The organism is Mycolicibacterium vaccae NBRC 14118 = CIP 105934, assembly GCF_001552715.1.
Taxonomy (GTDB): domain Bacteria; phylum Actinomycetota; class Actinomycetes; order Mycobacteriales; family Mycobacteriaceae; genus Mycobacterium; species Mycobacterium vaccae.
In genome coordinates this window covers 23,703-30,841 of the sequence record NZ_BCRS01000065.1, presented here as the reverse complement: position 1 = coordinate 30,841, position 7,139 = coordinate 23,703, and the positions used below count along the sequence as shown (strand labels likewise).

Genomic DNA, 7,139 nt, shown 5'->3' with positions numbered 1-7,139 from the left:
CGGCGCGCGCGGCCTACCTCGTCGGCTTCGCGGGCACGTCGAACCTCGCCGCCGCGCGTCGCCACGGCGTGCCCGCGCTCGGCACCAGCGCCCATGCGTTCACGCTGCTGCACACCACCGTGCACGGGACCCCCGCCGACTGGGAGAAGGCCGCCTTCCGCGCCCAGGTCGACGCGTTGGGCGTCGGCACCACCCTTCTCGTCGACACCTACGACATCACCGCGGGCGTCGCCAACGCGGTCGAGGTCGCGGGCAGCGGGCTGGGCGCGGTGCGTATCGACTCCGGCGATCTGGGCGTGCTGGCCCGTCAGGTCCGCGAACAGCTGGACCGGCTCGGAGCCACCGCGACCCGCATCGTGGTCTCGGGCGACCTCGACGAGTTCGCGATCGCGGCCTTGCGCGCCGAGCCGGTGGACTTCTACGGCGTCGGCACCTCCGTGGTGACCGGGTCGGGCGCCCCCACCGCGGGCATGGTCTACAAACTGGTCGAGGTGGACGGGATCGCGGTCGAAAAACGCAGTACCCACAAGGGATCTCATGGCGGGCGCAAGCAGGCGTACAGACTCGCCAAGCGTTCGGGCACCGTCGTCGAAGAGGTGGTGCATCCCGCGGGCAGCCCACCGCCGGTGCCGGCCGACCTGGACCGGCGCGACCTGACCATCCCGCTGGTCCGCGATGGCGAACCCGTCGCCGATCTCGGGCTGGACCGCGCGCGGGCGCTCGTCGGCGAGGGCCTGCACAGCCTGCCGTGGGACGGCCTGAGCCTGTCCCACGGTGACCCCGCGATCCCGACCCGGATGATCGCGCCCGCACGGGGCCCGAGGTAGACGCCGGTGGAGGTCACCGACCTGCTGGCCACGGCGGTCGCCGGACTGGGCGGCGCCACCCGTGAGGGCCAGATCGCGATGGCGGAGGCCGTCGCGCGCGCGTTCGACACCGGTGAGCATCTCGCCGTCCAGGCCGGTACCGGCACCGGCAAGTCACTGGCCTACCTGGTGCCCGCGATCGCGCACGCGCTCTCGGAGAACCGGCCGGTGGTGGTCTCCACCGCCACCATCGCGCTGCAACGGCAGCTGGTCGATCGCGACCTGCCGCGGCTGGCTGACTCACTCGCCGGCGCGCTGCCCCGTCGACCTTCCTTCGCGCTGCTGAAAGGTCGCGGAAACTACCTGTGTCTGAACAAGATCCACAACGGCTCCGCAGCCGGAACGCCGGACGACCTGCCCCAGGAGGAGTTGTTCTCGCCGGTGCCGAGCAGCACGCTCGGCCGTGACGTCGTGCGGCTCACCGAGTGGTCGGAGACGACGACCACCGGTGACCGTGACGATCTCAAACCCGGTGTACCGGACCGGTCCTGGGCGCAGGTCAGCGTGTCGGCGCGCGAGTGCATCGGGATGTCGCGCTGCCCGTTCGGCACCGAGTGCTTCGCCGAGCGCGCACGCGGCCTGGCCGGCGAGGCCGACGTCGTGGTCACCAACCACGCACTGCTGGCCATCGACGCCATCGGCGACGCCAACGTGCTGCCCGAGCATGAGTTGCTCGTCGTCGACGAGGCGCACGAGTTGGTGGACCGGGTCACCGCGGTGGCGACCGCGGAGCTGTCCGCGACGTTGCTGGGGGTCGCGCACCGGCGCGCCGCCCGCGTGGTCGACGCCGAACTCGCCGAGCGACTGGAGGCGGCATCGGCGACGTTCTCGTCGGCGATCTTCGACGCGCAACCCGGCCGCCTGGACGTGCTCGACGAGGAACTGGGCACCTGCCTGACGGCACTGCGCGATGCCGCACACGCGGCCCGCACCGCGGTGGACACCGCCCCGAACGATCCGAAGACGACGTCGGCGCGGGCGGAGGCGGCCACCGCGCTCACCGATGTCTGCGACACCGCCGCCCGGATTCTGGACTCGTTCGTGCCTGCGATCCCGCAGCGCACCGACGTCGTCTGGCTCGACCACATCGAGGACGCCAGGTCCGGTAGCCGCGCGATCCTGCGGGTCGCGCCGCTGTCGGTGGCCGGCCTGCTGCGCAACCGACTGTTCGGGCCGTCGACCGCGGTGCTGACCTCGGCGACACTGACCATCGGCGGCAGTTTCGACGCGATGGCCTCGGCCTGGGGCCTGACCGGGGGCCGCGACCGGGACGGCGAACCCGCCCAGGCGGGTGGCGCAGGCCGGTGGCGGGGGCTGGACGTCGGGTCGCCGTTCGACCACAAGAAGGCGGGAATCCTCTACGTCGCCGCGCACCTGCCGGCCCCCGGGCGCGACGGCACCGGTTCGGCCGAGCAACTCGAGGAGATCACCGCGCTGATCGAAGCCGCCGACGGTCGCACGCTGGGGCTGTTCTCGTCGATGCGTGCCGCCAGGGCCACCGCCGAGGTGATGCGCGAACGCCTCAAGACCCCGGTCCTGTGCCAGGGCGAGGACACCACCTCGGCGCTGGTGCAGCGGTTCGCCGAGGACGAGCAGACCTCGCTGTTCGGCACGTTGTCGCTGTGGCAGGGCGTCGACGTGCCCGGGCCGTCGCTGTCGCTGGTGCTCATCGACCGCATCCCGTTCCCCCGTCCGGACGATCCGCTGCTGACCGCCAGGCAGCGCGCGGTCGCCGCGCGCGGCGGCAACGGTTTCATGGCCGTGGCCGCCAGCCACGCGGCACTGCTGCTCGCCCAGGGCGCAGGCCGGCTGTTGCGCCGCGTCGACGACCGCGGCGTGGTGGCCGTGCTCGACTCCCGGATGGCCACCGCGCGCTACAGCAGCTACCTGCGCGCGTCGTTGCCGCCGTTCTGGGCGACGACCGACGGCGCAGCGGTGCGCGCGGCGCTGCAGCGGCTGCGCGCCGTGCAATGAGCCCGTGGGGATCGGCGATGCCGACGGGTCGCGACGCGCAGTCACTATCCTGGCTGAAGGTTCGGTCGCCCGTGGTCATCCACCAGCGGCACTGACGAAAGGCGACGGTCATGGGTCCGTCGAGACGCCCGAGCACGACGTTCGCCGTCGCGGTCGCCGCCTGCGCGCTGCTGGCCGCCTCCGGATGCGCGACCACGCTGCAGGGCAACGCCGTATCGATCTTCGACGATCCCTTCCGGGTGGCGGGGATGCCCGCGACCGACGGTCCGACCGGAGTGCGGCCCGGCGCCGAGGGCCCCGCCCGGGACCCCGAGGGCACCGACGGCAGCGCCATCGACGAGCTCGCCGCCAGTGCGGTCACCGACATCGAGGACTACTGGGCGACCGCGTACCAGGAGACCTTCGACGAGCGGTTCCGGCCGGTGGCCGAGCTGATCTCCTGGAACGCCAACGAGTTCGACGGAACGTTTTGCGGCACAGAGACCTTCGGTCTGGTCAACGCCGGCTACTGCTACCCCGAACGGACACTCGGCTGGGACCGCGGCGAACTGCTGCCCGGACTCCAGAAGGCCTACGGCGACATCGGTGTGGTGATGGTGCTGGCCCACGAGTACGGGCACGCGATCTCGCGCCTGGCCGGGTTGGCTCGCAACGACACTCCCACCCTGGTCGCCGAGCAGCAGGCCGACTGTTTCGCCGGCACCTACATGCGGTGGGTCGCCGAGGACTCCTCACCGCGGTTCACCCTGAGCACGGGCGAGGGTCTGAACAACGTGCTCGCCGGTGTGGTGTCGTTCCGCGATCCGGTGCAGTCCGAGGGCGACCCCGACGCCGGGTTCAACGCGCACGGTTCGGCTTTCGAGCGGTTGTCGGCCTTCCAGTTCGGCTTCACCGACGGACCGCAGGCCTGCGTGGGCATCGATATGGACGAGATCGAACAGCGGCGCGGAGAACTACCCGTCCTGCTGCCCGAGGACGGCACCGGCGAGCTGCCGATCACCGAGAGTTCGGTGCGCGCGATCGTCGATGCGATGGGAATCCTGTTCTCTCCCAAAGACCCTCCCGCACTGAGCTTCGACGCCGACGCAGCCTCGGACTGCCCCGGAGTGCGCGCGAGTCCGCCGGCCTCCTACTGCCCGGACACCAACACGATCGTCGTCGACCTTCCCGGGCTGGAGGAAATGGGCGCGCAGGCCGATCCGCGCGCCGCCGACAGACTGGCCGCAGGCGACAACGTGGCCTACTCGGTGCTGGTGTCGCGATACATGCTGGCGCTGCAGCGGGAACGCGGCAGCCTGCCGCTCGACGACGCCGAGACCGCGCTGCGCACCGCGTGCCTGACCGGCGTCGCCACCGTCAAGATGACCCAGGAGGTGATCACGCCCGACGGTGAGACGGTCGCGCTCACCGCAGGCGACGTCGACGAGGCGGTGTCGGGCATCCTGACCAACGGGCTGGTGGCCAGTGACGTCAACGGCGACTCCGTCCCGTCGGGCTTCTCCCGTATCGACGCATTCCGCGTCGGTGTCCTCGGCGACGCCGAGCGCTGCTTCAAGCGGTTCGCCTGAGCGGCCCCGACCTCACGCCGAGGTGACCAGACCGAGTTCGTTGTCGCCGGCCAGCAGCCGGTGGTGCGGCAGCACCCGCACGGTGTAGCCGACGGAGCCGGCCACCGCCAGCGGTGTGGTCGCGGTGAAGATCTCGTCGCCGCTCTCCGCCGTCCCGGTGTGGACCATCTGCACGGTGGCCGGGTCGATCAGCGCGTCACCGGCGTCGACACGTCCCACCACGGCCTGCACGGTGACTTCCTCGGGCCGCAGGCCGTCGAGCGCCACCTGGGCGGTCAGGGTCAACTCGGACCCCAGCAACGGGGTGTCGGGGAGCCCGTAGCTGTCCACGTCGGTGATCTTGATCTGCGGCCACGCCTGGTGGGCGCGCCTGCGGTACTGCGCGAGTTCGCGCGCCGCGCCGAACGGCACGGCGAACTCCGGCGCACCGGTCTGCGCGGGCTCGATGACCTGCCGCAGCGCTTCCGCGGCGGGCAGGTAGTACTTCTGGGTGTAATCGCGCACCATGCGCGACGCGAGCACCTTGGGACCCAGGACCTGCAGCGTGTGGCGCACCATCTCAACCCACCGCGTCGGCACTCCCGCCTCGTCGCGGTCATAGAACTTCGGCGTGACGGCGCGCTCCAGGAGGTCGTACAGCGCGGCGGCCTCCAGGTCGTCGCGCCTGCCCTCGTCGGCGAGGCCGTCGGCGGTGGGGATCTCCCAGCCGTTCTCGCCGTCGTACCACTCGTCCCACCAGCCGTCGCGGATCGACAGATTCAATCCGCCGTTGAGCGCGCTCTTCATCCCCGACGTGCCACACGCCTCCAGCGGACGCAGCGGATTGTTCAGCCACACATCGCAGCCGTGGTACAGCTTGCGCGCCATCGAGATGTCGTAGTCGGGCAGGAACGCGATGCGATGCCGCAGATCGGCCCGGTCGGCGAACCGCACGATCTGCTGGATCAGTGCCTTGCCGCCCTCGTCGGCCGGATGCGACTTGCCGGCCACGATCAGCTGGATCGGCCGCTTGTCGTCGAGCAGCAATCGCGTCAGACGCTCCGGATCGCGCAGCATCAGCGTCAGCCGCTTGTAGGTGGGCACCCGGCGCGCGAAGCCGATGGTGAGAATATTCGGATCGAAGGCCGTTGCCACCCAACCGAGTTCAGCATCTGCGGCACCGCGTTCCAGCCACGACCTACGCAGCCTGGCGCGCACATCGTCGATCAGCTCGGCGCGCAGCTGGGAACGGATCCACCACAGATGGCCCGAGTCGACCTGTTGCAGGCGCGACCAGGACTCCATCTCCCGCAGCGGGCTCAAGTCCCCGCTGCCGAGCAGTTCGCGTCCCAGTTCCAGCCACTGCGGCGCCGCCCAGGTCGGTGCGTGCACACCGTTGGTGATCGAGCCGATCGGCACCTCGTCGGCATCGAATCCCGGCCACAGCTCGTTGAACATCGCCCGGCTGACCCGCCCGTGCAGCAGGGACACCCCGTTGGCGCGCTGCGCCAGGCGCAGACCCATGTGCGCCATGTTGAACTTCGTCGGATCGTCCTCCGCCCCGAAGGCCACGATGCGCTCCAGCGGCACCCCGGGCAGCAGCCGGGAACCACCGGAGGCGGTGGCGTCGGTCGCCGGCCCGAAATAGCGTTGCACCATCTCGACCGGAAACCGGTCGATGCCCGCGGCCACCGGCGTGTGGGTGGTGAACACCGTGGATGCGCGGACCACCGCCAGCGCGGTGTCGAAGTCCAGACCGGCCCCGGTCAGCTCGCGGATGCGCTCGGCGCCCAGGAAGCCGGCGTGCCCCTCGTTCATGTGGAACACCTCCGGAGCGGCCAGGCCTTCCAGCTCCGTGAACGCCCGAATGGCACGCACCCCACCGATACCGGCCAGGATCTCCTGCCGGATCCGGTGCTCCTGATCGCCGCCGTACAACCGGTCGGTCACCGAACGCAACTCGTGCTCGTTCTCCGGAACGTCGGAGTCCAACAGCAGCAACGGAATTCGGCCGACCTGAGCGATCCAGACCCGCGCGTGCAGCTCCGCTCCGGCCGGCAGGGCGAGGTCGACCAGCACCGGCGCCCCCGCGGGGTCGGTCAGCAGGCGCAACGGCAGTCCCTGCGGATCCAGCGACGGATAACTCTCGTGCTGCCAGCCGTCGGCGCTGAGCGACTGCCGGAAGTACCCGGAGCGGTAGTACAGCCCAACCGCGATCAGCGGCAGACCGAGATCCGACGCCGACTTCAGATGGTCGCCGGCCAGGATCCCGAGACCGCCGGAGTAGTTGGGCAGCACCTCGGCGACCCCGAACTCCATCGAGAAGTACGCGATGCCCTTGGGCAGTTCGGTGGCCTTCTCCCCGGCGAGCTGCTGGTACCACAACGGCCTGGTCAGGTAGTCGTCCAGGTCCGCGGCCAGCGCGTTCAGTCGCTGCACGAACGACTCGTCGGCGGCCAGTTCCTCCAGCCGGGCCGGACCGACCTGGCCGAGCAGCGCCACCGGGTCCCCGACCTGCTGCCACAACCGCGGGTCGATCGCGGCGAACAGATCCTGGGTCGGTTTGTCCCAGGACCAGCGCAGATTGACCGAGAGCCGCTCGAGCGCGGCCAGCGGCGCGGGCAGATGGGCGCGGACGGTGAACCGGCGGAGAGCTTTCACGCGAATTCACCTTACTGACGTGAACCCGCCGCCGGGTGGGGTCACGCCCGCGGGCGGGCGAAGACCTGATGCCCGCGGTGCGCGCAAACCC

At 70.8% G+C, this 7,139-nt stretch carries 4 protein-coding genes; 3 read left to right on the top strand and 1 reads right to left on the bottom strand.

Features of this window, described 5'->3' with window-relative positions; all coding sequences use genetic code 11:
- From MVA01S_RS14285 to MVA01S_RS14275, 3 genes are all read left to right on the top strand, one after another.
- Window positions 1-827: beta/alpha barrel domain-containing protein (locus MVA01S_RS14285; RefSeq protein ID WP_494337726.1), on the top strand; the 827-nt coding region annotated here is incomplete at its 5' end.
- A 6-nt stretch (window positions 828-833) separates the two neighbouring features.
- On the top strand, window positions 834-2,840 hold the full coding sequence (locus MVA01S_RS14280) for an ATP-dependent DNA helicase (RefSeq protein WP_003933442.1): 2,007 nt from the start codon (window positions 834-836) through the stop codon (window positions 2,838-2,840).
- A 110-nt stretch (window positions 2,841-2,950) separates the two neighbouring features.
- Window positions 2,951-4,408, top strand: coding sequence for a neutral zinc metallopeptidase (locus MVA01S_RS14275; protein ID WP_003933443.1), 1,458 nt, complete (start codon window positions 2,951-2,953; stop codon window positions 4,406-4,408).
- A 12-nt stretch (window positions 4,409-4,420) separates the two neighbouring features.
- On the opposite strand, the gene glgP is transcribed toward MVA01S_RS14275, so the two are convergent.
- The gene (gene glgP, locus MVA01S_RS14270; protein WP_003933444.1) at window positions 4,421-7,048 is read right to left on the bottom strand and encodes an alpha-glucan family phosphorylase; all 2,628 of its coding nucleotides are present in this window, start codon (window positions 7,046-7,048) and stop codon (window positions 4,421-4,423) included.
- Between the last annotated feature and the right edge of the window lie 91 nt (window positions 7,049-7,139).